Origin of the sequence: Methylobacterium sp. 092160098-2 (assembly GCF_028920805.1) — a bacterium.
GTDB lineage: Bacteria > Pseudomonadota > Alphaproteobacteria > Rhizobiales > Beijerinckiaceae > Methylobacterium > Methylobacterium fujisawaense.
Genome location: NZ_JAQPZJ010000002.1, coordinates 355,949 through 377,821, shown reverse-complemented (window position 1 = coordinate 377,821; position 21,873 = coordinate 355,949). Strand labels below are relative to the sequence as shown.

The window sequence follows — 21,873 nt, the reverse complement described above, 5'->3', positions numbered from 1 at the left end:
CTAGGCCGGGTCCCCGTCGAAGCGTGCATCGCGCTCAACGGGGCCACCCGACAACCGCCGCAGAGTGACGGGATCGACCTCCGAAATCCGGCCCCGGGCGCGGATCAGGCGCGGCGCCATCATCGGATATTCCTTCGGAAGGCCGAAGCGACGGCGATAGGCATCCGGATCCTCGCCGCGCGCGCTCACGATGAAGCGCCCCAGATCGCGGTGGGGTTTGCCGCCGTCCAGATCGATCACCGCATCGGGCGTCACGCTGAGATCCGGCTCGACCGCCGGTCGATCCTCCTCTGGCAGCTTGGGCAGCGGTTTCGGGACGCTGATCGCCGCGGGCGCGCGGACCTTGACGCTCGGAGGGGCTTCGTCTTCCGCGATCCTCCTGGCGTGCCGTACGGGGGGCTCGATCCGGGCCACCGGCGCCTCGGGAGCTGCCGGGGACTGCGGGGGAGCGGCCTCCCTTCGCTCGTAGGCCGACGAAACCACCTCCGCACGGGCTTCGGGCGAGGCCAGAACGGCGCCGGGAGGGAGAGGTATGGGGAGGGCGACGCCCGCTTCCTGGGGCTCCGCGAGGGCCAGAAGAGTGCCGTGGATCTCCACGATGAGCGTCCGGAGCATCTCCGGAGGAACATCGGACCGCGAAACGTGCGCGCGCACGAGGTCGGCAGTCAGGTCGATGATGTCGACGTAGGGCGCCGCTGGGCCTGCTTCGTGCATTAATCCGTCACCTGCTGTCCCGGAGGCGTACCGCTCCCGGGCCGATCGTCTGTCGTGGTTGGACCAGCTGCCTGAGGCGCCGGTCTCTATCTTCTGTCACCGTCCGGCCTTAGGCCGCGATTGTTTGGCCGATGTATAGCGCCGTCTCGGCCATCGCCGAGTCCCCATTCAACCCTTGGACGACGCAAAAGTGGCAGCTATCCGCGGCCGCGCAATGTACGATGTGGGTTTATCCGCCTTTTTGCATACGAACGAAACAGGAACTTTGCTTTGATCGGGACGCATTCCCATCCGGATGATTCGATCGTGACCGTTAACGAAAGGTTATGCGGCAAGCCGCCGCACTTTTGCAAGATATACTACGTACGGGGTGCCGGTGCGGCAGGGGGTGCAAGCGAGGTCCAGATGGCCTTCTGCACCTGTCCCTGTACGAACGACGCATGCCGATCGAGCTCTTCGTGGCTCGGTTCGAGTCGAAGCATCGAGGCGGAGGCCTCGAGGGAATGGGCTCTGGCGGGTCGACGCTCCTCCGCAACCGCCTGCGGGATCTCCGCGACCGGCGCGGCGGCGGCGGCCGGGCCGAAGCCGTGCGCGAGTCCGCCCGTGCCCGTCATCCTGAGCCAGACGTCGGCGAGCAGCTCGCTGTCGAGCAGGGCGCCGTGCTTCGTACGATGGGAGCGGTCGATCCCGTAGCGCGTGCAGAGCGCGTCGAGACCGGCCTTCGAGCCGGCCGGCAGGATCTGACGCGCCTCCTTGAGGGAGTCGACCACCCGGGAGCGGTCGATCTTCGGGAGGGACAGCCTTCCGAACTCCTCGTCGAAGAAGCTCATGTCGAACGGGGCGTTGTGGAAGATCAGCGGGCTGTCGCCGATGAACTCCATCATGTCCGGCACGATGGCCGCGAACACCGGCGCGCCGACCAGCATCTCGTCGGTGATGCCGTGGATCGCCGTCGCATCCGGGGGGATGGCCCGCTCCGGCTGGACGTAGGTGTGGAAGTGCCGTCCCGTCCGGAATCCGTTCACGATCTCGACGAGGCCGACCTCGATGACGCGGTCCCCGTTCTTCGGCTCGGTCCCGGTGGTCTCCGTGTCTCCGACGACGATGCGCGGGCTGTAGATCATGGTTGGAGGTTCCCTTCGGAAGGAACGGTGTTAGGGTCGGTCCCCGACACGGTCAACGAAGGAATGAGCATGCGGTTTACGATTCTCGCGGCCGCGGTCGTCTGGGCCGGGACGTGCGGAGCCTCGTATCTCATGTCTCCGGCATCCGGTGCGCCGACCGCAGGCGTCGCCGCCCTCGTCGACGGCATCCTGACGGGACGCCGCGACGACGGTGCAGGCTGCCGGCCGCTCCTCGTCGACCTCGCCGCTGCGCAGATCAGGCGCGACGGGGCCTACGAGCAGCTCTCGCGTCCTCTGCACATGCGGCGGGTGCGCGAAGGCCTCGAGGCCTACCTCCGAGCGGACTGTCCGCTGGGCCCCGCGCTCGCCGTGCGCGCCGCGGCACACGACGAGGCGGCGGCCTGGAGGGCCGGGGTCGGCCTGCCCGCGATCGGCCTTGATCCTTTCCCGCGACGCGCCCAACCTTGAAGGAACGGAGCGGACCGATGGGTGCGAGAATTTCGGAGGCCGACGCCCGTCGTCTCGGCATTCCTTGCGCGGCGGGGCCGGCCGCCGTGTCGCGCCACCCCGCCCGGGGCAGGGGAGCGGCCGTCCACATGCCGCCGCCGGGCGTGCCGCGGATACCGAGCAAGAAGGGGCGGCTGCCGAACTCCGCCGTCCACTTCGACGACGTCGTCTTCGCCCTGTCGCTTGAGCCCAGGCCCAAGGCGCGCGCGCGGACCTTCATGCCGCCGGCGGAGCTTGCGCGGGCCTTCGAGGCGGCGCGGGGCGACAAGGGTCGCTTCCTCTCGATCGTGAGGGGAGGGGACGCCGACACCCGGATACGCCACCAGTCCATCACCCCGAAGGAGACGGCCCGCTTCGAGCAGGCCGTGAAGATGGCGGGCCTTGCCGCCATGAAGGGACGGGAGGCCATCGGCGCCCAGATGGCGGTGGACGCCGTGCTGGCGTTCGAGGGCGACGCGGGGCTCTGGCCGACGGACAACACCGACGGCGACCTCGACAACCTCGTGAAGGCGCTCCTCGACGCCCTCAACGGCGCCGTCTACCGGGACGACCGTCTCGTCGTCCAACTGAACCTCGCCAAGGTCTGCCTACCGCGGCCTGCGATAGCCATCCGCGTCAAGCCGGCAGACCCGTCCCTCGGCGGCCTGCTCGATCTGCTGCTCCGGAGCGATCCCCGATGAAGATCCGCGTCGCCGCCCTGATCCTGTCCGCGTTCATGCACGCGCCCGCATTCGCGGCCGAGCCCGTCGCCTACGACGGCGGGGAGGACCCCGGGACCATCGTGATCGACACCCGTGCCCGCAATCTCCTTCTGGTGACGGCGCCGGGAGAGGCGCTCTCCTACGACGTCGCCGTCGGCAGGCCGAGCGAGCAGTGGACCGGCGTCGTCTACGTGGGTCGCAAGAGCGAGTGGCCGAGCTGGTCGCCGACGTCGTCGATGCGCAGACGGGATCCCAAGCTGCCGGCGACGATGCCCGGAGGCCCGGGCAATCCGCTGGGAGCCAGGGCGCTCTACCTGTTCGCGGATGGGGGCGACACGTCCTACCGGATCCACGGCACCAACACGCCGAAGTCGATCGGCCGCGAGGCGAGCTCGGGGTGCATCCGGATGCGCAACGAGGACGTCGAGGATCTCTTCGACCGCGTCGACAAGGGCGCCCTGGTCGTCGTCCGATAGAAGGCGGCGACGGCCGGACCGACCGCATGGACGAAGACGACATGTCCCCGATGCCGCGACGCCACCATGTCGCCGAGAATCTCGGAGAAGGCTCGGAAGGCCGCGAGCCCATGCATCCGGGCGGCCCGTCGGATTCTTCGCTGCTGCGGATCGTAGGCGGCTTCTTCGCGTGTGCGATGGTCCTGGCCGGGCTGATCCGCCTCCTCCACGCCGCCTGATCCGATCCGGGATCGCCGGACCGGATCGCTCCGTGAGGCCTGCCTCGGGATCAGGCCCTGGGGCCGGCGGGTCCGGCGTCTTCGGCGGGGGCGATGGCCACCGCGGCCCGTGCCGCATTCTCCTCGAGCCTTTCGGCCGATGCGCGCAGGCTTTCGGTGATGCGCGCCGCGCTCTCGACGACCAGCGGCCTGACCGCAGCCGACATCTGATCGATCTGGGACAGGGCGTTGTCCATGAGCGACAGCGGGGGCGTATGGCCGGCGCAGACGTAGGCGGCGGCGAGGTCGTGCGAGAGGTTCATGCCTCCGCCCGTCATGGCGATGCCGACGTACTTCTCGCCGGCCAGTTCGTAGCTGACGAGGCAGGTGGCGCCGCCGTGGCTGGCGATGAGCTGCGCGGCCTTCTCCATGCTCGTGCCGTAGGCCGGCTCGCACGGCCAGAGGAAGTTCATCGCCGGCTCGTTGCCGTCCCTCCATTCGAAGTAGGCGTCGGACTGCTCGAACTCCTCGATCGCGGCGTTCAGCCCATCCTCGGTCGAAAGGTCGTGGCCGCCGTCGAAGCCGTACTCGCGGAGCACGTCGGCATCGGGACGGGGGTGCACGACCACGCCGTCCTCGTTCTCGCTCCGGATCTGGTCCCAGTCGACCGTCAGTGCGGAGGCGTCGCGATAGCGTAGCCCCAGGCGGGATGCGTCGGGCGGGAGTTGATGTTCGGACATGGCCTCGTTCCTCGGGTGTCTTGGGAGACGTTAGGACAGACCCTCGCAAGGCGCACGGGACGGCTTCCGGTCAACGCCGGCCGCGGGGAGAGGCCATCCTGGAGCCGCGGGAAGCCTTCGTCGGGCGTAGGTCGCCGTTCGAGGCCGCGGTCAGCTCCAGATCCGCCTCCGCCAGCAGGGCCGACGGGCCGGCCCCCAGGAAAGCTCCGAAGCCGATCCGGTTCGTGGCGTAGGAGACGTGCACTCCGTGGCGGGCTCGGGTGAGGCCCACGTGGGCCAGACGGCGCTCCTCGTCCACCCCGCCGCCGATCGGCCCGTTCCAGGGGTCGCCGGCCCGACCCCGCACGCCCTCCTCGACGGCGCGGGGATTCGGGAAGACCCCCTGCTCCCAGCACGGCAGGAACACCTCGTCGAACTCCAGCCCCTTGGCCGCGTGGATGGTGGAGATCCGCACGCGCGCTCCGTCGCGCAGACCCTCGAACTCCAGGTCCGACATCAAGGCCAGCGTCTCCAGGAAATCGGTCAGATCCTCCGCCTCCCGGGCGACCCTGCGCAGCATCGCTACGGTCGCGCGGCGCTCCTTACGATCGCCCTCCGCGCGGTCCAGGTGCTCCTCGTAGCCCGTCCGGCCTACCGCGATCGCGACGAGCTCGTCGGGCTTGGTGCCCGCGGCCCTCGCGTAGAGCAAGCCCAGACCCTCGCCGAGGATCTCGAGACCCTCGCGGGCGCGCTCGTCGAGGTGCCCCGCATCGGCCACGGCCACGCAGGCCTCGTGGAACGTGCGTCCCGAAGCGGCGACATGGGCGACGATCGATTCCACGGCCGCCTGGCCCAGGCCCCGCGCAGGCTTGTTGGCGATGCGCCGGAAGGCGAGATCGTCCCGCGGAGAGGTTGCGAGCCTCAGGAAGGCGACCACGTCCTTGGCCTCCTCGCGATCGAGGGCATTCCGGCCCCCGACCACGCTGAAGGGAACCTTGGCCCGGACGAACGCCTCCTCGTACGGCTTCAGCACCCAGGCGCTGCGGACGAGCACGGCGATCCGGGACGGGTCGGTGCCGGCCTGGACGAGCTGCTTCGCCGCCTTGGCGACGCCGTGGGCCTCCGCGACCTCGGAATCGTAGGCCGTCACCGCCGGCGGCCGGCCGTTGCGGCCCGAGACCAGGGTGCCGCGCGCCGCGGCGCGGTTCCACCGGACGACCTCGTTGGCAGGCCGCAGGATCTCGTCCGTGCAGCGCCGGTTGCGGGTCAGCACGTGCACCGTGGCCCCAGGCCCGGCGATGGCCTTCATGGCTCCCGGGAACGCCCCCTGGAAGGCCATGATGTTCTGGTTCTCGTCGCCGACGGCGAAGACGCTCTCGGCCTCGGCCGCCAGCGCCCGGGCGAAGCGCACCTGGACCGCGTTGGCGTCCTGAGCCTCGTCCACGAGGAGGTGCGAGACCGAACCGGCCTCGACGCGGGCGGCGCGCGGGTCTTCCTCCAGCAGCACGAGGGCCTTGAGGACGAGATCGCCGAAGTCGGCCATGTTGCGGGCCTCGAGGGCGCGCTGGTAGGCCATGTAGGTGGACGCGAACGCCTCCTCGCGGGCATCGCGGCGCCCGCGCCGCGGATCGGCCACCATGGCCGCCGTCAGGCCCCAGGACTTCCATCGCGCGATCGCCCGGGTCGCCTCGCGGGCGAAGGCCGCGGTCTCGCGCTTCCGGTCCCCTTCCGCCTCGCCGGCGAGGCGCTCCCAGTCCTCGTCCGAGAGCGCGGGGTCGCGGTCCGGGAGGGGGACGGCGCGGACGAGGCGCTGCTCCTCCACGATGCGCTGGACCAGTTCGGCCGCCTCGTCCTGAGGCAGCACGACGAACGAGCGGTCCTGGAAGCCGGCGGCCACGGCGTGGCGGCGCAGGATGCGGGCTCCGAGGGAGTGGAACGTCCCGAGCCTGAGCGATCCCGAGGCGTCGCCGATCGCCGCCGCGGCGCGGTCGCGGATCTCGCGCGCCGCCTTGTTCGTGAAGGTCGTGCCCACGATGGTCGTGGGATCCACCCTCAGATCGCGCACGAGATGGCCGATCCGGGCCGTCAGGGTGCGGGTCTTGCCCGTCCCGGCGCCGGCGACCACGACGTGACCGCCCGCGACGGCCGAAGCCGCGGCGCGCTGATCCGGATCCAGGTCGTCGAGCGGCGAACGAAGGAACGAAATGAGATCCACCGGAACTCCTCGGCTGGCGGCGCTATTTTCTTGACGGGTGCCTGCCCGCCAGTCAAGTTTCATTCCTTCGTTTGCACACGGTGCGGACCTGCCGGCGGCGGGGTGAGGTGGCGTCTTGCGCCGATCTTCCCTTCCATCGGCGAAGCAACCGGGAACGCCCGCGGATCATGACCGACAGACCGTTCGTACACCTGAACGTCTTCAGCGACTTCTCCTTCGCGCACAGCACCCGCGGCGTCAGCGGCGTGAAGGAGCTGGTCGCGCGTGCGGCCGCGCTCGGCCAGCCGGCCCTGGCGCTGACCGACGACATGAACATGTACGGCGTATACAAGTTCTCGGCCGCCGCCGCCGACAAGGGCGTCCAGCCTATCGTCGGGACCAAGATCTGGTTGCGTGCGGGAGGCACCAACGTCTTCGGCACGATGCAGCTGCTGGCCGCCTCGGAGACGGGCTACCGCAACATCTGCAGACTGCTTAAGCTCGCCCTGTTCCCGGATGCGGAGGGCAAGCTCAACGAGCACAAGGGCCGTTCGTTCGTGCCGCTTGGGCCGCTGATCTCGGCCGAGTACTCCGAGGACGTGGTGTGCCTGTCCGGCGGCCGGGACGGCTTCCTGTCGAAGGTATGGGATGCCGCGCACCAGAACGCTCCCGGCGCGGCCGACTGGCTCGCCTGGGTGGAGGATCCGGGCGGTCTGCCGGCGATCTTCGGCGACCGGTTCATGTTCGAGATCTGCCGGAACGGCGACGAGACCGAGAAGGACTTCGAGCGGGAGGCTTGGCTCCTCGACACCGCGGCTCGGCTGTCGCGCCCGGCTGTGGCGACGACCCAGGTGCTCTACGCCGGCGAGGAGCGTCACGACACGCTGGAGATCCTCGCGGCCGTCGCCCGCAAGGAGACCGGCATGGTGCAGGTCGGGACCGGCACGCTCCAGCCGCGGATCCGCAGCCGCTACCACATGCGCAGCGACGCCGAGATGCGGGATCTGTTCGCCGACCTCCCGGTCGCCTACGACAACACGCTGGAGGTCGCACGCTGCACCGCCTTCAAGGTGTCCAAGCGCAAGCCCCGCCTGCCGAGCTTCACGGACGGATCCGGGCGCAGCGAGCGCGACGAGCTCGTCCACCAGTCCCGGACCGGCCTGGAGGAGCGCTTCCTCGAGCTCGGCACGGCCGAGGACGCCAAGGGCGAATACCGCGAGCGGTTGGAATACGAGCTCGGCGTCATCGGACGTATGGGCTTCGACGGGTACTTCCTGATCGTCTCGGACTTCATCAAGTGGGCGTTGGCGCACGACGTCCCGGTCGGCCCCGGCCGCGGCTCCGGCGCCGGATCGCTCGTTGCCTACGCGCTCCGGATCACGAACCTCGACCCGCTCCGCTTCGGCCTCCTCTTCGAGCGGTTCCTCAACCCGGACCGCGTGTCGATGCCCGACTTCGACATCGACTTCTGCATCCAGGGTCGCGCCTCGGTCGTGCAGTACGTGCGCGAGCGGTACGGCAGCGACCTCGTCAGCCAGATCGCATCGTTCGGCGAGATCAAGTCCAAGACCGCGATCAAGGACGCCGGCCGCGTCCTGACGCACGAGCGTGACGGCGGCTACGGTTATTCCGAGACCGACGGCATGACCAAGCTCGTGCCGGTCGTCCAGGGCAACCCGATCCCGCTCCGGAAGGCCTATTCGGAATCGCCGGATTTCCGGGCATTCGTCGATGCCAACGTGAAGTCGCGCACGCTCTTCGACAACGCCCAGAAGATCGAGGGCCTGTACCGGCAGCGCGGCGTGCACGCGGCCGGCATCATCATCGGCGACATGCCGCTGGAGGACCTGCTCCCGGTCGCGTGGAACGCGACCGACCGGATGCCCATCGCCCAGTTCGACCTCAAGGGAGCCGAGGACGTCGGCCTCGTGAAGTTCGACTTCCTCGGGCTGGAGACGCTGTCGGTCCTGAAGCTCGCCGTGTCCTACGCCAAGGAGTTCCGAGGCGTCGACATCGACTTCGCCAAGGTCCCGCTCGACGACGCCGGCGTCTACGAGATCTTCGCGCGCGGCATGACCAACGCGATCTTCCAGTTCGAGAGCGGCGGCATGAAGCGGGCGCTCCGCGACATGAAGCCGACCTGCATCGAGGACCTGATCGCCGCCAACGCCCTCTATCGGCCGGGCCCGATGGAGATGATTCCGCTCTACAACGACTGCAAGAACGGCCGGCAGGAGCCGGACTTCCCGGAACCGCGGGACAAGACGAAGCCGATCCTGGCCGAGACCCACGGCATCATGGTCTACCAGGAGCAGGTCATGGCCGTCGCCCGGGCCGTGGCGGGCTACACGCTCGGCCAGGCGGATCTGCTGCGCCGGGCGATGGGCAAGAAGATCAAGGCCGAGATGGACGCCCAGAAGGCCGGCTTCGTCGAGGGCGCGCGCAAGCTCGGCACCTCGGCCCGGACCGCCGAGGAGCTGTTCGACAAGATCGCCAAGTTCGCCGAGTACGGCTTCAACAAGAGCCACTCGGCCGCCTACGCGGTGATCGCCTACCAGACCGGCTGGCTGAAGAAGCACTTCCCGCACGAGTTCTACTCGGCCGTGCTCTCCTTCGAATCGGCGGGCAACAACGTCGACAAGATGTCCCTGGTCAAGGAGGACCTCGACGCCTTCGGGATCCCGCTGCTGCCGCCGGACGTGAACCGGTCCGTCGGCCGCTTCACGCCGGAGCGGTCCGACGCCGTCGGCGGCGTGCGCTTCGGCCTGCTCGGCATCAAGGGCATGTCCGGCGGCATCGACCAGATGGTGGCCGAGCGCGAGGCCAACGGTCCGTTCCGTTCGGTCGCCGATTTCGGGCGACGCACCGCGGGGCTGTTCAACAGGACCCAGATCGAGAACCTCGCGGCGGTCGGCGCCTTCTCGGGCCTCGCGATCGTGGCCGGCGGCCCGCCCGAGACCAACCGCGCCAAGGCGGCCGCGGCCGCGCAGTTCTTCGCGAGCGGCGCCAAGCGCGACGCCAAGGCGAGCAACCAGTTCGGGCTCTTCGCCGCCGAGGAGGCCGCCCGGGAGGAGCTGCCGGCCGACATGCACGGCCTCCTCGAGTGGCCGGACATTCCGGACCGCGAGTACCGCGCGGTCGGCTTCTACTTCGATCAGCACCCCCTGAAGATGCTCAAGCCCCGCATGGCGAAGGCGGATGCCGAGAGCGATGACATGCGCGTGGGGACGCGGGGTCAGATCTACGAGATCATGACGGCCCGACGCGAGAGCGAGACGCCCGTCGCGGTCGTCGCCATGATCGAGGGCGTGCACAAGAAGACGACGGACCGGGGGCCCCGGCTCGACGTCGAGGCCTCGGACATGGCCGGCAACTACCGGTTCTTCGTCTACCCGAACCGCCGCAACCAGACGAAGTCGCTCGACGAGATGCACGCGATCCTCGACGCGGCGCGGGCCTCGCGCCAGCCGGCGGTCGTCCACGGCCGCATGGTCTGGCAGCCCGACGACCCGAGGCTGCACGTCGACGACGTCATGCCGGCGAAGGACTACCTCGCGGCGTTCCAGACCGACGTCCGCATCGACCTGGATCCGCGCCGGATCCGGCTCGGCCTCGCCGAGATGGGCGAGCTCAGGCAGCTCCAGCAGACGGCCGCCGAAGCCCGCGCGCGTCTGGAGCGGGCGGAGCCGGGCTCGTCGGAGGAGGCGATCAGGCGCAGGGACGTCGAGGATGCCGAGGCGGCCGTCGACGTCAGGCGCAGGGCGCTCCTGGAGGTGGCGGAGGCCGCGCGCTTCGATCAGGTCCTGGGCATGATCGAGGCCATGCGTCTCCCGCCCCATTCGAAGGAGGGCGTACGCATCGACGTGTTCTGGACCCAGAACGGCCTCAAGCAGAAGCTGCCCTTCGACGGCCGGTTCGGGCTCACGAGCTCCCGACAGAAGGACATCGAGGCCGTCGACATCGTGGACCGGATCCGCGAGTACCTGCGCGACGAGGTGAAGACCGAACCGGCTCCGGGAACCGCCCGGCCGCGTCAGAACGGCGTTCTCGCTGCTCCTGTCGTCGCCGCCGCCCGACCGCGGCCGCGCACGCCAACCGCTCCGCCGCCGCGCGTCGGGTTCGCGGCGCCGATGATGCGGTGACGCTCAGGCCGGGACGAAACGGTCCCGGTACCGCTTGATGATCTTGACGCGCTCCGACTTGTCCATCGTGATCAGGCGGTCCATGTCCCATAGGAACGCGATGTCCTTGCGGAGCAGACTGGCCACGTAGAGGGACATCTTCTTGTCGCCGCCCCAGGCCGTGGCGATGTCGGCGTCGTTGAACTGGAAGTTCTCCGGCACGTCCGAGATCTGGGGCACGAGGCCGAGGGTGATCGCGTCGCGGATGAAGGCGTCGCGCTGATCGTCGAAGAGTGCGCAGCGGACCCAGCCGATGCCGTAGGAGACCGGCGGGTAGCCGAACTCCAGCAGGCGGGTCGCGAGCGAGAACATGATGTGCTTGTCCTCGCCGCGGACGAAAACGCCCTGCCACGAGGTGTGGGGCCGCTCGTCGCCCGGTCGGATCTGGTTGTTGCGTCCCTTCTCCTCCGGGAGCGTGGCCGCCCGCCACAACGCCTCCGCGACGATGCCTGCCGACCAGGAGAAGTCCGTGAACTTGTCGCGGACGAAGTTGATGACGCCGTCCGAGCACTCGTCGATGGTGCTGGTCTTGCTGTATCCCGAGCCGACGTAGGCGCCCCGGACGGTGAGATCCGCGAACTTCGACAGGACCGCGAATTCGTTCTGCGGGATCCAGCTGCGCTGGCGCCGCTCGTTGCGGTCGGTCGAGTTGCCGAACCCGTAGACCGGCGAGACCCGCTCGTCCATGCGGGTCATGGCGATGTCGGCGAATACCGGGTTCTCGCTCGCGAGGACCCAGTCGTGGCCGGTCGTGCCGGAGCGGCGGATCGCCACCTTGTCCATGTACTCGAACGGGCCCTGGGGGCGGGCCTGCTCCAGGAGCTTCCACGCGTGGGTGACCCGCGGCAGCCTGAGCGTGACGCGCTTGGTGTCCCGTTGCGGGCGCACCATCGTGTTGGTGAACTCCTCGTACGCGACGCCCCGCTTCAGCGCCTGCGCGGCCTCCATGCGCGGATACTCCGCCTCCGGCAGCAACGCCCGCAGGTCGTCGCGCAGCGTCTTGCCCTTGAAGGCCTCGTCGACGGTCAGCCGGGGCTTGTTCTCGCGCAGCAGCCCGAAGGTGATGTTCATCACCCGGTAGAACAGCATGCACAGGATCCGCCCCGCGACCTCCGGCGCCTCGTACTTGAGGTCGCGGCCCCACTCGCGCAGCGCCTCCCCGGGGCCTACCGGCAGGTACTTGTCGTGGCGCAGGTGGGACGCCTTCCACATGTCGGTCTTCGTGAAGAGGACCTCGTAGGGGAGGTTGGTCCACCAGAGGACGTCGGTCGCGAGATCGAACGGGCCGGAGATCCGGTCGTAGGTCGTCGTCGCACCGTCCTCGGTGACGATCGAGTAGCCGTTGCCGGGATCGTCCTTGGAGTCGTCGAACAGGACGACGCCGAAACGCCTGTTGCTGCCTTCCAGGGCCACGCGATGCTCCTAGGCCTGCGGCAGAAACGGCAGCGCGCCGAGATACAGCTTCAAGGTGCCCATCCAGGTCCTCGGCTGCCGGGCTCCGAACGGGCCCCCGGTCGAGAGCCAGAAGTCGACGATCTCGACCATTCTGTCCTCCCCCGAATTGCCCTTCCTCACGCCCGTGGGCAGCAGGCGGATCCCGTGGAGCCGCTCGTGCCGCTGCGCGTAGAGGTCGTCCGGCATCAGCATCATGATGTTGGCGAGGTCGGAGGGGTTGCGGACGCCTCCGAGCAGCTCCTCCGCCTTGGCGCGCCGGTCGTCGAGACGCTTGAGGATGGCCGTCGCCGCGTCCCTGTATTCGCGAACCGCGTCCTGGTCCGCCCGGGGACGGGCCGCATCGGAGCTGCCGAGATCGGCGGCCCTGCGCGCCACCTGACAGGCGCGGACGAGGCAGTTGAGATCCGCCTGCTCCATCTCGGGGAGGAAGATCAGGACGCCTTCGTTCTTGTGCCCGGCCAGACCGATGTGGAAGCACATGTGGCAGTACATGCAGGCGACCGCGAGGTTCTCGGGCCGATTGTCGTGATGATCGTCGTTCCTATGGTGGATCTCCTGCCACTTCTGCGATTGGAAACCGCAGTACTGGCAGGTGTACTTCTGGACGTCGAGGACGCGCTGCCGACCCGTCTGGAAGACGTGATCGGCCTCGTGGCTGTCGGGATCGTGCATGCGCCAGCCCTGCGTCTTGCAGGACAGGACGATCGGCAGAAGCTGCTTGGACGACATGGGCGTCTCCCGCCTTCACTGCTGGACGATGACGCCCTTGCCGACGACCACGACCCAGTCGTTGCCGTAGCGCCGGATGGCCTTGACCTCGCCGACGCCGGGGATGTTCTGCCCCACGCCGACCTCGACAACTCCGCCGCGCCCCTCGACCGAGGCGATGCCGCGGCTGACGCCCTTCAGGTTGAACCCCTGGACGACCTTCGGCTTCAGCGGGGGAACGCCGTCGTCGGCGGATGCCTCCTGCCGGTAGACCGGACGCGGCTCCGACCGTCGGATGGAGCGTGGCTGACGCTCCGTGTGGCGCGGCTTGGCCTCGGCCTCCTCGACCGGGGCCGGCTTGGCCGGCTGGACGCGACGGGCGTCCCCCGACCGGCGCTCGAGGTCGCCGATGCGGGTGCGCATGTCGTCCATGTCGGAGCGCGTGGACCGGGCGACCTCGTCCTGCCGCGACCGGATGGCCGAGAGGTCGGCGGCGATCGAGGCCAGTCTCGCCTCGACGTCCGCGTTCGCCGGCGTGCGGGTGTTGAGGCCGCCTCCGAGCTTCTGACCGTCGCGCACGGCATCGACGGCCGGGGCCGGCGCGATGCCCGGCCCGGAGGTGTTCGGCAGATGCGGCTGCATCTGGGTCTGGGCCGGCAGGTACGGCTGGCCGGACGGGAGGGCTGCGGCCGACGGAAGGCCCTGCGTGGGCTGTACGGCCGGTGGTAGCAGGCTCGCCTGCGCCTGGGGCTGTCCCTGCGGCTGCCACTGGCCGGCACCGGACGCCTGCGCTGCACCCTGAGCCGGGACGGACGGCAGTCCGACTTGGCGGGGCTGGGGCACCTGGGTCTGCGCGAGGCCGCCGGGCAGTTGGCTGCCGGGCTGCACGGTGACGGCCTGCTGGCCGGGTAGGGAGGGCAGGGTGCCGGCCGCACCGGGAAGGGTCGGGCGCTGCTGGGCACCCGCCGCCGGCGGGAACGAAGGCAGCGAGGCGTTGGGCTGCTTCGGGACGATGGGCCCGGCCATCTGGATGGGCGCGACGTCGCCGGATCCGAGCATCGGGGAGACGAAGCCCCAGCCCACGTATCCGGCCCCGCCGATCGCGGCGGCCGCGGCGGCCGGCAGCGCGAACCGCTTCAGGCGGTCGATGATCGACGGGCCCGCTTCGCCGTCCTCGGCCTCCGCGTCGTCCTCCTCGCCCGGCTCGTCGTCGAGCGTCAGGCTCCGATCGGCGTCGGCCTCGTCGAGTTCCTCGTCCGGATCGTCGATGTCCTGGCGGTACATGCTCCCCTTCGGCGGCTCTGGCTGATCGTCCTCGTCGCCGAAGCTGCCGACCACGTCCTCGAAGCCCTGCTCCTCGCCCCGATAGCTGCCCTTCGGGGGATGCTCCGGCTTCGGTTCGTTGCGGAAGCCGAGCGACGCCTCGCCGCCGCGGTCGCCGAGCGACGCGACGCCCCGTGCGGTCTCGAAGCCGGAGAACTCGGCCGCCGGATCGCCTTCCGGTTCCGCATCCTCGCCGAAGCCGGCCGCGCGCGCCGGCGCAGATCCGCCGCCGGTCATGGAGGTCCAGTCGCCGGGATCGGGATCCTGCATGCGCGTGGCGGACGGCCGGGCGTCCGGCCGGTGCGACGGCGCGTCGAAGCCGCCGGAGCCGCCGAACGGTTCGGGGTCCGGCAGTTCCGGCAGATCCGGGAGGTCGGCCTCCATCGGAACGGCGTCGCGCCGATGGGCGGCCGCGCGCACGGAGGCCGGGGCGGCGGAGGGGGCATGCGCGGCCTGCCGCGGCGGTGCCGCGAACATCTCGCTGGGATCGTCCCCGAAGTCTCCGATGCCGAGACCGAAGTCCGCGACGTCGAGATCGTCGGGCGTGTGGGCGGAGCCCTTCCTGTCCTGGGTCATGGCCGGATCTCCGAAATCACAGGAACAGGATGCCGACGGGCGTGCCCGCACGGACCTTCACGGTCGTCGGCCGGTTGCCGAAGACCTGGTTGAGGGTGGCGCCGACCTGTCCGGAGGCCGCGCCGCCGGCGACGAGAAGCTGCTCCTTCGTGCTGAGCCGCGGCGTCGAGTACGTCGTGCCGTACAGGTCGCGGGTCACGGTGGTGCCGCTCTGGGCGATCGCCTGCCCGAAGCCCTGGAGGAAGGCCGCGCTGAAGCCGAACGCGACCTTCTCGAACAGCCGCCGGTCGACGTCCGTGGCCATCGCGGTCCCGAGCTTTTCCGTGTCGACCGCGACCGCCTTGAGCTGGACGACGCGGGCCGGCTTGCGGGCCTGCCGGTCCTCGGGGACGGTCATGCGCTCGAACTCGAGGACCAGCGCCTCCTGCGCCACGCGGAACGTGCCGATCAGCCGGGCGCCCGCGAGCGGACCCTGCAGGATCTGGACGAGCACCGGTCCCGGCGCGTCGGAGTTCGCCTCGCCGATGGTCTCCGCGTAGAGGATCGTGCCCGGCAGCGGGAGCGACGGGTCGAGCGCGGGCTGCCCCGGACCGGAGGCGCCGGCGACGGTCTGCAGCTGCCGGTCCCGCTCGCTCTCGCCCACCACCTCCTTGTGCTCGTAGAGGTAGGTGACCAGGGCGTTCCCCGGCTTCTCGTCGGCGATCGACCGCATCTGCTGCGCCATCGCCTCGACCAGAGGGTTGCGCTCCTGGATGCTCTGCTGGATCGGCGCCCGTGGCGGGTTGGTGTTGACCACCGGCGGCCGCGACACGAGCAGCGGATCGACGGGCGGCCCCGGCTCCGACGGCGCGTTCGGGATGTGCTGGACCGGGATGATCGGCGGCCCGCCCTGCGCGGGCCCGACGATCACGGTCGGCTGGGCGCTGCCGCCATCCTCCTTCGCGCGGTTGATGCGCTGTTCGTTCGCCGTGTTCAGCTCCGTGGCGTACGCCTGCGAGACGGGGTTGCCGCCCTGGAAGCTCTTCACCGTCGGCACGGCGCCGATCTGCGAACTCGCCGGCTGCTCGTGGCCGCCGGAGAAGACCATCATGGCGACCACGGCGGCCACGGCCACGCCCGAGAACAGGAGGAACTTCCGCCCGCCCTTGCTGAACACGCCGGTCTTGAGATTCGAAACGAAACCGCCCTCGGCCATCGGATCACCTCGAGATCTTGACGACGGCCATCTGCCCGTCGCGGGAGACGATCAGGACGGGAGCGTCCACGATCTGGTAGACGTTGACGCCGGAGACGTGGGACGACTTCGCCTTGTAGATCGGCGACAGCAGCTGGGTCGGCGTGCGCACGTAGAGCAGGCCTTCCATCCACCACGCCTCCACGTCGCTGCTGGAAGTCCGCATCTTCTCCGCCGCGCGGGGCGGCGTGCCGTCGAGGAACGCGATCAAGGCCGCGTCGCTGGTCGGCGCCAGCGCGGCCCCGCCGACCGCGTCGACCGCCGCGTTCGGCCCCCTCAGCCGGACCCGCACGTCGGCGCGGTAGTCCACCTGCGCGTCGCCCGTCCGCAGCGTGAACGCGACCGGGACCGGGTTGTTGACCAGGGTCACGATCATGTTGGACTCGAACTGCTGCTGCAGCGGCGAGATCACCACGATGTTCGTGTCGCCGGGCTTGCCGGCGGACTCGGCCTTGGCCGCGAGGTTGTTGCCGACCGTGACCGCCAGGACCGGCCAGGGACGGCCCGTGATGTCCGAGAAGGTCAGCGAGGTCGCCTTGCCGGCCTGGACGCGCAGGACCGGCGAACTCTCGCCGGGCTTGAGCGCCACGTCGATGGAGCGGTTGATCGGCATGCTCGGCGTGACCGGGAGGCTCTGCGCCTTGCGCTGCTCCTCCATGATCGTGCGGAACTTCCGGATCTGCTCCGGCGTCATCGGCCGCACCGCCTGCAGCGCCTGCTCGAGGGCCTCGTCCGAGACCGAGACCGGCTTGCCCGTGCCCGCGGGAACGCCGCCGGCCGGGACCGACAGCGCGTCGAGCCCGCTCTGTTGGGCGGAGGCCGCCATCGGCTGGAGCAGGAGGGCGGCGAGGATCAGGGATCGGATGCGCATGGATCCTACCGCGGGTTGGGGCCGGCTCGTCATGGAGGTCACCGCGCCACGATGGACTGGATGCCGAGGCCGCGAGGATTCTCGCTCTCGGGTCGGCGGATGATCGTGGCCTCGACCAGGAAGCTGCTGCTCGCCCGGCCGGAGGCGGACTCGTAGGTCACGATCATGGGTATCTCGATGCGCCATGCGTACTTGCCTTCGATCAGGCCCTGCTGGACCACGACCGGCGCGGCGGTGGGCACGGCGGTTGAGACGAACTTGTTGTTGATGATCGCGTCGAGGACGCCGCGGCTGCGGAGCGCCTCCTGGAATCCCTTCCACCCCGGCTCCGTGAAGTTGAACCGGGCGTCCTGCAGCTGAGGCTGGATGTTGCCGAAGCTCAGCGTGAAGGCGGAGCTGATCGCCCCGGTCGCCCAGGCCAGCATCTCGTTCTGGCTCTGGATCGGCTTCTCCAAAGGAACGAGCTCGCGCAGGCCGCCGAGCGGATCCTTCGCGAAGTAGCGCTCCTGGACCGGACGGACGGCGAGGTAGACGTTCGCGATCGTGAGGACGATGATCGCCCCGAGCATGATGTAGAGGACGCGGAGCAGGAAGATGAACCGCTCGCGGTTGTACGCGCTGCGGGAGAACTCGGTCGCGACCGCCTCGTCCTGGTGATGGAGGACCCCGACCGTCAGAGCCGCGCCGCCGCGCGAGCGCAGCTGCGCCGCGACCTGGGCGGGATCCTCCTCACGCGTGGCGGAACGGGCCGGCGGCGGCCGCCGCTGGCTCCCCGTTCCTTTGACGCGCGCAGCGTCGGCCATCGACCCGATCCTTCGGTTTCAGGATGAAGGAATGTCCACCGCATTCCCCGCCAGGGACGCTTTTTCCTTGACGCAGCATCATTTGGTCCGAAGAGTTGGGTGTCGTCAACACGGTTCCGTTCCTTCGTTATGCTGCAATCCCAGACCGAGCGACGAACCTGGACAGCCGAGAATCGCGAGATCCTCGTCCGCTGGTGGATGTGGGAGCCGAGCGTGGTCGTGATCGCGCTCCTGCTCGGCCGCTCGACGTCGGCCGTCCAGACGATGGCGTCCCGGATCGGCCTGCCGAAGCGCGACATCGAGCCGGAGACCCATCGGCGGCGCTGGACCGAGCAGGAGATCGCCGAGTACGACCTGGAGAAGGAGCGTCTCAGGCGTGCGGACGGGCGCACCCCGCTCGTCGATCTCTCGAAGGCGTTGCGCAAAAGCCTCGACACGGTGGCCATCCAGTTCCTTCAGGACGTGGGGACCGCCGAGAACTTCCTGCGGAGCGCGTGGCTGCCGGAGCCCCCTCCGCTCGACGAGCGTCGTCAGGAGCGCCGGCTGGATTGCGCCGCGCCGGTCGACAAGCGGAAGCTGCCGGCGATGCGGAAGTGCCTGTCCTGCGAGCGGGGCTTCTGGTCGGAGGGCGCGCACATTCGCCGCTGTCCGAACTGCAAGGCCGAAGACGAGGGCTGGTAGGCGTCAGGCGGGCGCCTGGTAGGCGTCGGCCCGCCTTGCCCGGTGGCCCGGCATCGGGCATGAACCCGCCCGCCCGGGCTGCGGCGGATGCATCACAATCCGACGGAACGACCCCGCGCGAAGGAACGCGCCACCCGGGCCGGCCGTTCTCATTGCGGTTGCATCGATGGCTCGGAGGAGATGCGATGACCGGGTCGGAACAGAAGATGCCGAACCGCGCCAAGGTGGATCAGCGCCCCAAGCTGGGAATCGTGGCGTCCCGACGCATCGGGTCCGCTCTGCGCGACCGCTACGAGGCCACGCAGGGCCCCGTTCCTTCGAAGCTGCACGAGCTCCTGGAGAAGCTCGACGCGGCCACCGCGGACGACTCCGCGGCAGCCTGAGGACCAGCCCCCGATCCTACAGTCCCGGCGGCCGGACGGCGACCGGCCGCGGAGCCAGCCGACCGCCCTCGCCGGTGCCGGACAGCGCCGGCCGCGGCGGGGGAGCCGACGTGCCCGCAGAACCGGGCGGTGCCACGGCCGGACGGGGCGGAACGGCCGGAGCGGGTCGCACGGTCGGCATCGGGATCGGCGGACGGGGCGGGACGCCACCCACGGGTAGACGCGACGCCTCGCGCTCCTCGACGACCGGGGGAGCCGCCGCCTCGGCCAGAGCCGCCGCCGCGGCGGGATCCAGGCCGCCTGTGCGCATCGCTCCGGCTACCGCCGGGTCGTGTTCCCGCGGATCGTAGTGGATGCGGTCGTCCATCGTCCGATCGAGGTCGGCTTCGGCCTCCTCCGACGGACCTTCCCATTCGGGACCGTCGTAGGTGGGCGTCTCGTCATCCCCGCCAGCCGGATCGCCAGCGGTTTCGTCCGCTTCGTCCGACCCGACATCGCGGGCATGGACCTGCGGGCCCGCATCGGCCATGGCCGGGCGCGAGGGCAGGGCGGACTCGAACGGATCGAGGATGTCGTCCGCATCGACGGCGTCCTGATGCGCATTCGGCGCACCCGGGAACTCGATGATCTGACCGGAGGCCGGAACCGGCTGGGCCTGATCGAATGCGGGCATGCCGCTCCTGCCGTCGCCCGCCGGGGCGGCCTGCCCGACCGATGCGGAGGGACGGATCTCGGGCGCCACGACGGTCGGCACAGGGGTGGACGGGTTTTCGGCCTCCCCGCGCGACGACGTCGGCTCGGGATGCTGGGGCGTCGGCGTCGCCGGCGACGTGATCTCGGATGCCTGGACGGCTGCGGCGGCCAGGACTGGAGCCGGGGATGCCACGGGTGCCTGGGTCGGGTTCCCGGACGAAGCCGCGGCAGGTTCCAGGGCTGGTGCGAGGTCCACCCGATCGGTCGCCGTCGGAGAGGTCTCGTCCGCGACGGCGTCGGCCGGCTCCCGTTCCTCGACCTCTTCCTGAGGCTGTTCCCGATCCTGAACCTCGGCCTGTTCCTGCTCCGGGGCGGACTTCGGCCGGGGCGGGTTCGCTTCGAAGCGCAGGAAGGTCTCCTCGAACAGCTTGCGGCGCCAGTGGACCTTGCCGCGGTCGGCCTTGTAGGGGCTGGCATCCAGCGTGGAGCCGTCGATGACGGCCAGGACGGCCTCGCCCATGATCAGGTTGGCTTCGGGCCGCTTGATCATGTCGAACGAGACGCCGCAGTAGTCCTCCGGCAACTCGACGTCGTAGGCCGACAGGCGCGCCGCCACGGCCGCGGCCGCGGAAGGCGCCTCGCCTTCGGTCGACTGGGGCCCGGAGGCATCCGGCTGAGGTACGCCTGCGGGTTGCCGGGCGGCCTCGGCGGAACCTGCAGAAAGCGCACCGGACGACGGAGGTGCGACGAGGGCCGCCGTGCCGAGGCGGAGCTCGTGGTGCTCGGCCAGGAACGCCTCGACGGCGGACTGGTCGAAGAGGTCCGGACCTCCATCGAACGGGCTGCCCACCACCTTGAGGACGACGTCCGCGAACTCGCTGCCGACCACCGAGACGGCGATCTCGTGCGCGGAGGAGTCGAGGGCCGCCTCGACCTCGCGCAGACGGGCGATCTCGTGGCGAACGCGCACGGCCGCGGCGAGACGGATCTCCACGGGCTCCAGCGCCTTCAGATTGCTCTTGTGTTCCGTCATGGAGGGCATCGCCTCAGATCAGCGTGGACAGGAAGAGGGCGAGGTCGGACGGCACGCCCGTCGACGAGTAGAGGTTGCCGTCCCGACCGACGAAGCCGAAGAACGGCGTCTGCTGGATCGAGAAGCGCTTGATGAAGTCGGCGTTGCCCTGCAGCACGCGCGTCGTCATGTTCCACTTCTCGCTGTTCGGCTCGGGGGCGGGGCCGGTCTGGATGCCGTCGACGGAGCCGCGACCGGCGATCCATTCCTGGCCGGGCAGATCGGACGAGAGGATCGCACGCGCGGGGGCGTCGCTGCCGGGCAGGCCTGCGATCATGATCACGCGGAGCTGGAGCTTCCCGCCCAGCACCATCGGTTTCAGATCGTCCCAGGCCTTGTGGCAGAAGCGGCAGTTGGGGTCGGCGACCATGTAGAGCGCCGGCGCCTTCTCGTCCCCGACGCGGAACCACGCGAGATCCTCGACCGAACGCTCGAACTCGGCCTTGTCCAGGCCGCTCAGATAGCGGACCGGCCCCTGCTTGATGGCGGAGGCGACCGGAGCCACGGGCTGGACGGACGGCGCGGCCTGGGGAGCGGCCTGCTGGGCCGCCTGCGCGAGCGCGGCGGGAAGCGCGGGGGTGCCGGGCTTGATTTCGGAGCGGTGTTCCGGAGCCGGCTTGTCGGCGGCCTTCGCCTCCGCAGGCTTCTCGGCCGGGGACTTGTCGGCGATCGGCTTGTCTGCGGCCGGTGCGGCCGCGTCCCTGCCGGCTGGTTTGGCACCCGATGAAGGAATGACCTCGCTGCCCTGGCGGAGCTGGCGCTTCATGTCCTCGCTCGGCTCGTGGGACGACTTCAGCGCCTCCTCGTACTTCTGCTGGGCCTCGCGGAAGCGCTGCTGCATCTCGCCGACCTGGACGCCGGTCACGTTCATGCCGTCGCGCTTGAACAGGAGGCCGGCCACGACGTGGTCGCCGTCGGGTGCCACGTAGAAGACCTGCTGCTTCCCGTTGGCGCTCTCGCCCAGGTACGCCTTCAGCCCGCCCTCGTCGCCGAGGTAGGTCAGCTTGACGCCCTGCGTCTGGAGCCAGGACAGGACGGGAGCCATCTCGGCCGCCCGGGCGGCGATCGGGTTCTTCGGCGCAACCGGGGTCTTCGGAGCGGCAGGATTGATCGGCTCGTCGAGAAAGCTCTGGGCCGACGCCGGGCCGCCGAGCAGGAGCACGACCGCCGCCGACAGGACGGCGCCAGGAATGCGCATCTGATTCGTTCCTTCGTTCCGGTATCGGAAATGGGTCACGGGGCGCGATCATTGCCGCGGCCC

The 21,873-nt window shown here is 69.9% G+C and carries 19 protein-coding genes; 7 read left to right on the top strand and 12 right to left on the bottom strand.

The window, feature by feature from the left end; genetic code table 11:
* Together PQI07_RS37760 and dnaQ are read right to left on the bottom strand one after the other, a co-directional pair.
* Complete coding sequence (locus PQI07_RS37760) at positions 1-414, bottom strand: MucR family transcriptional regulator (protein WP_342462658.1); 414 nt, start codon at positions 412-414, stop codon at positions 1-3.
* 659 nt (positions 415-1,073) lie between these two features.
* A complete protein-coding gene (dnaQ, locus tag PQI07_RS27120) occupies positions 1,074-1,838 on the bottom strand; it encodes a DNA polymerase III subunit epsilon (RefSeq protein WP_274928138.1) in 765 nt (254 codons plus the stop codon).
* A 69-nt stretch (positions 1,839-1,907) separates the two neighbouring features.
* Here dnaQ and PQI07_RS27115 point away from each other — a divergent pair, with 69 nt between their 5' ends.
* Genes PQI07_RS27115 through PQI07_RS27100 form a run of 4 tightly spaced genes read left to right on the top strand, consistent with a single transcriptional unit; the run spans position 1,908 to position 3,740 of the window.
* A complete protein-coding gene (locus tag PQI07_RS27115) occupies positions 1,908-2,306 on the top strand; it encodes a hypothetical protein (RefSeq protein WP_274928137.1) in 399 nt (132 codons plus the stop codon).
* A gap of 17 nt (positions 2,307-2,323) precedes the next feature.
* Positions 2,324-3,025, top strand: a complete 702-nt coding sequence (locus tag PQI07_RS27110) for a RusA family crossover junction endodeoxyribonuclease (RefSeq protein ID WP_274928136.1) — start codon at positions 2,324-2,326, stop codon at positions 3,023-3,025.
* A complete protein-coding gene (locus tag PQI07_RS27105; RefSeq protein WP_274928135.1) occupies positions 3,022-3,522 on the top strand; it encodes a L,D-transpeptidase in 501 nt (166 codons plus the stop codon). Before PQI07_RS27110 ends, PQI07_RS27105 begins: the two co-directional genes overlap by 4 nt.
* 26 nt (positions 3,523-3,548) lie before the next feature.
* Positions 3,549-3,740 carry a hypothetical protein gene (locus PQI07_RS27100; protein ID WP_274928134.1) on the top strand — a complete coding sequence of 64 codons (192 nt, stop codon included), beginning with the start codon at positions 3,549-3,551 and terminating at the stop codon, positions 3,738-3,740.
* 50 nt (positions 3,741-3,790) lie between these two features.
* Here the strand turns inward: PQI07_RS27100 and PQI07_RS27095 are convergent, their stop codons facing one another.
* Both PQI07_RS27095 and PQI07_RS27090 read right to left on the bottom strand, forming a co-directional pair.
* Positions 3,791-4,459 carry a hypothetical protein gene (locus PQI07_RS27095; protein WP_274928133.1) on the bottom strand — a complete coding sequence of 223 codons (669 nt, stop codon included), beginning with the start codon at positions 4,457-4,459 and terminating at the stop codon, positions 3,791-3,793.
* Positions 4,460-4,529: 70 nt separating this feature from the next.
* Positions 4,530-6,653 carry an ATP-dependent helicase gene (locus tag PQI07_RS27090; RefSeq protein WP_274928132.1) on the bottom strand — a complete coding sequence of 708 codons (2,124 nt, stop codon included), beginning with the start codon at positions 6,651-6,653 and terminating at the stop codon, positions 4,530-4,532.
* Between the two features lie 167 nt (positions 6,654-6,820).
* On the opposite strand from PQI07_RS27090, the gene dnaE reads away from it, so the two are divergent.
* Positions 6,821-10,774 (top strand): DNA polymerase III subunit alpha, encoded by a 3,954-nt coding sequence (gene dnaE / locus PQI07_RS27085; RefSeq protein ID WP_274928131.1) that lies wholly within the window; start codon positions 6,821-6,823, stop codon positions 10,772-10,774.
* Positions 10,775-10,777: 3 nt separating this feature from the next.
* Here the strand turns inward: dnaE and PQI07_RS27080 are convergent, their stop codons facing one another.
* From PQI07_RS27080 to PQI07_RS27055, 6 genes are read right to left on the bottom strand one after another with little or no spacing between them, the layout of a single operon-like run.
* Complete coding sequence (locus tag PQI07_RS27080) at positions 10,778-12,226, bottom strand: hypothetical protein (RefSeq protein WP_274928130.1); 1,449 nt, start codon at positions 12,224-12,226, stop codon at positions 10,778-10,780.
* Positions 12,227-12,235: 9 nt separating this feature from the next.
* On the bottom strand, positions 12,236-12,997 hold the full coding sequence (locus PQI07_RS27075; RefSeq protein ID WP_274928129.1) for an HNH endonuclease: 762 nt from the start codon (positions 12,995-12,997) through the stop codon (positions 12,236-12,238).
* A gap of 15 nt (positions 12,998-13,012) precedes the next feature.
* A complete protein-coding gene (locus PQI07_RS27070; protein ID WP_274928128.1) occupies positions 13,013-14,875 on the bottom strand; it encodes a hypothetical protein in 1,863 nt (620 codons plus the stop codon).
* A gap of 16 nt (positions 14,876-14,891) precedes the next feature.
* Positions 14,892-16,070, bottom strand: coding sequence for a DotG/IcmE/VirB10 family type IV secretion system protein (locus PQI07_RS27065; RefSeq protein WP_274928127.1), 1,179 nt, complete (start codon positions 16,068-16,070; stop codon positions 14,892-14,894).
* Positions 16,071-16,074: 4 nt separating this feature from the next.
* Positions 16,075-16,980 (bottom strand): DotH/IcmK family type IV secretion protein, encoded by a 906-nt coding sequence (locus PQI07_RS27060; RefSeq protein ID WP_274928126.1) that lies wholly within the window; start codon positions 16,978-16,980, stop codon positions 16,075-16,077.
* A gap of 38 nt (positions 16,981-17,018) precedes the next feature.
* Positions 17,019-17,783: a DotI/IcmL/TraM family protein gene (locus PQI07_RS27055; protein ID WP_274928125.1), complete on the bottom strand. Its 765-nt coding sequence runs from the start codon at positions 17,781-17,783 to the stop codon at positions 17,019-17,021.
* Positions 17,784-17,912: 129 nt separating this feature from the next.
* Here PQI07_RS27055 and PQI07_RS27050 point away from each other — a divergent pair, with 129 nt between their 5' ends.
* Together PQI07_RS27050 and PQI07_RS27045 are read left to right on the top strand one after the other, a co-directional pair.
* Positions 17,913-18,464, top strand: coding sequence for a hypothetical protein (locus PQI07_RS27050; RefSeq protein WP_274928124.1), 552 nt, complete (start codon positions 17,913-17,915; stop codon positions 18,462-18,464).
* Between the two features lie 185 nt (positions 18,465-18,649).
* Positions 18,650-18,847, top strand: a complete 198-nt coding sequence (locus tag PQI07_RS27045) for a hypothetical protein (protein WP_274928123.1) — start codon at positions 18,650-18,652, stop codon at positions 18,845-18,847.
* Positions 18,848-18,863: 16 nt separating this feature from the next.
* On the opposite strand, the gene PQI07_RS27040 is transcribed toward PQI07_RS27045, so the two are convergent.
* On the bottom strand, positions 18,864-20,573 hold the full coding sequence (locus tag PQI07_RS27040; RefSeq protein WP_274928122.1) for a hypothetical protein: 1,710 nt from the start codon (positions 20,571-20,573) through the stop codon (positions 18,864-18,866).
* Positions 20,574-20,586: 13 nt separating this feature from the next.
* Positions 20,587-21,810, bottom strand: coding sequence for a hypothetical protein (locus tag PQI07_RS27035; protein WP_274928121.1), 1,224 nt, complete (start codon positions 21,808-21,810; stop codon positions 20,587-20,589).
* Positions 21,811-21,873 lie beyond the last annotated feature (63 nt).

Coding starts and splice junctions, on each gene's coding strand:
- dnaQ (WP_274928138.1), bottom strand. CDS start 1,838: ATGATCTACAGCCCGCGCATCGTCGTCGGAGACACGGAGACCACCGGG.
- PQI07_RS27115 (WP_274928137.1), top strand. CDS start 1,908: ATGCGGTTTACGATTCTCGCGGCCGCGGTCGTCTGGGCCGGGACGTGC.
- PQI07_RS27110 (WP_274928136.1), top strand. CDS start 2,324: ATGGGTGCGAGAATTTCGGAGGCCGACGCCCGTCGTCTCGGCATTCCT.
- PQI07_RS27105 (WP_274928135.1), top strand. CDS start 3,022: ATGAAGATCCGCGTCGCCGCCCTGATCCTGTCCGCGTTCATGCACGCG.
- PQI07_RS27100 (WP_274928134.1), top strand. CDS start 3,549: ATGGACGAAGACGACATGTCCCCGATGCCGCGACGCCACCATGTCGCC.
- PQI07_RS27095 (WP_274928133.1), bottom strand. CDS start 4,459: ATGTCCGAACATCAACTCCCGCCCGACGCATCCCGCCTGGGGCTACGC.
- dnaE (WP_274928131.1), top strand. CDS start 6,821: ATGACCGACAGACCGTTCGTACACCTGAACGTCTTCAGCGACTTCTCC.
- PQI07_RS27075 (WP_274928129.1), bottom strand. CDS start 12,997: ATGTCGTCCAAGCAGCTTCTGCCGATCGTCCTGTCCTGCAAGACGCAG.
- PQI07_RS27070 (WP_274928128.1), bottom strand. CDS start 14,875: ATGACCCAGGACAGGAAGGGCTCCGCCCACACGCCCGACGATCTCGAC.
- PQI07_RS27065 (WP_274928127.1), bottom strand. CDS start 16,070: ATGGCCGAGGGCGGTTTCGTTTCGAATCTCAAGACCGGCGTGTTCAGC.
- PQI07_RS27060 (WP_274928126.1), bottom strand. CDS start 16,980: ATGCGCATCCGATCCCTGATCCTCGCCGCCCTCCTGCTCCAGCCGATG.
- PQI07_RS27055 (WP_274928125.1), bottom strand. CDS start 17,783: ATGGCCGACGCTGCGCGCGTCAAAGGAACGGGGAGCCAGCGGCGGCCG.
- PQI07_RS27050 (WP_274928124.1), top strand. CDS start 17,913: ATGCTGCAATCCCAGACCGAGCGACGAACCTGGACAGCCGAGAATCGC.
- PQI07_RS27045 (WP_274928123.1), top strand. CDS start 18,650: ATGACCGGGTCGGAACAGAAGATGCCGAACCGCGCCAAGGTGGATCAG.
- PQI07_RS27040 (WP_274928122.1), bottom strand. CDS start 20,573: ATGACGGAACACAAGAGCAATCTGAAGGCGCTGGAGCCCGTGGAGATC.
- PQI07_RS27035 (WP_274928121.1), bottom strand. CDS start 21,810: ATGCGCATTCCTGGCGCCGTCCTGTCGGCGGCGGTCGTGCTCCTGCTC.